General features: G+C 42.4%; 2 protein-coding genes. Both read right to left on the minus strand.

Annotated features, from left to right (window positions below; genetic code table 11):
• The coding region (locus ACFINX_RS10000) for a DUF3987 domain-containing protein (RefSeq protein WP_375668788.1) at positions 1 to 935 on the minus strand (935 nt) is incomplete at its 3' end.
• Positions 932 to 1,558: toprim domain-containing protein (locus tag ACFINX_RS10005; RefSeq protein WP_375668789.1), on the minus strand; the 627-nt coding region annotated here is incomplete at its 5' end. The genes ACFINX_RS10000 and ACFINX_RS10005, both read right to left, overlap by 4 nt.

Genomic DNA, 1,558 nt, shown 5'->3' on the forward strand with positions numbered 1-1,558 from the left:
TCATCGTTTATTCCACGGTGTATGGCTTGAATGAGCGGAATAATGCGTGAAGGTTGAATGCCTCCAATCATGGATAAGGTGACATGGGGGATAAAAATGGTTCCACGCTCGATACGGTCATAAGTAAATTGATCGTCTCCATTAAAAGCTGTTAAATAAAAGGCACGGTCTGTTTGATATTCTCTTCGTTCCAGATTGGCTAAAAAACCAGATAATTCATCACGCACCATTAAGAGACCACGGGGGTTTTCTTTTAAGAGTTCCCCAAGCTTTTCAACAGTCACATCATTGACAATAAAACGAGAGACATCATCATCATGCGCATTGTCTTTAGAGAGCGTTTCATACAAAAGAGCACGAGCGGTTTCACACTCTCCTTTTCTTATCGCTTTATTGGCTTGTCTTTCCTTTTCTCGTTTATCTAAAGTTTCAAGTCTCTCTTCAATTTCTTGTTTTTCTTTTTGCTTTAACCAGTCTTTATACCATTCCTTTTGAAGGCAAGTGATAGGCGCTAAAGCGGCTTTCATGGCTGGTGTTTTAAATGTTGACGATTGACCAATAAGAGCGCCCCAGAGATTAGGCACAACAATCCAATCATCATATTGTTTTGGGGCAACCCGCACGCCATTACCAATGACAGCAGCCAAGGCACAGAGAGCAGAGACAGCAATAAAATCCATAGGGGCTTGTTGACGCTCTGAAACGTCATAAACATAATCCATGAATGACATGGGGAGTTGTAATGGGTCAAAAGGCTCGACGGGTAAAAGAGCCGCCGTGATAGGCTTTAATTCCCCCCAACCATTTTGTTGCAATGCTTGCTTATAAGGAATGGCTTCTAAACAAGTCTTATCATTTAAAGAGCCATTATCGTTATCATTGCATGAAACATTTTGATTGTTGGTATCTACAATATTGTTTTTATTCTCTCTCATTTATTTATACCTTTTCGTATCAAAACATCATTGAAATCTAGACCGTATGGGGCTTGCATGATAAAGACCTCAAAGCCTTGTCTATAGGCATGTGCAGCGAGGTTAAAACCTGCTTTACGACCCGCATCATCGCCATCCATTGCAATGGTGAGACGGGCTTTTGTAGGAGGTAAATTCACATGCATCATGCCATGGGTTGAAAGGGACGCCCATAAATCAACGGGCTCTGATAACAACCCAGACAGCAGAGCCAGACCGGTTTCAATGCCTTCACAAATGACCAGATGTTTTGGATTGGCTTGACTTAATTGCACAGCGCCACCCGTGACAGAACCCAACATGGCTTTTGCTGGTTTTTGATCTGTTTTGCAGCCATTGGCTTGTAAAAAGGTTCTATGAATGGCAAAGGAACCATCCCCCTTAACAAGAGCAATCAACGCGGGCAGTGTACCCCCAGAGGGGTGTGGACACTTGTCGTAAAAACGTAAATCAGCAGGCAAATCACATGTAATATGCCGCATGCGTAAATAGGTTTCTGCTAAAGTCTTTTTGATTGGTTGGCTTTGTTGCCAAATTGCTTTTGCTCTCTCTGCTTTCTGTTTTGCTCGTTTGAGATCAGCACA

It is taken from the genome of Bartonella sp. AP36NXGY (assembly GCF_042195865.1).
In the GTDB taxonomy this organism is placed as follows: domain Bacteria; phylum Pseudomonadota; class Alphaproteobacteria; order Rhizobiales; family Rhizobiaceae; genus Bartonella.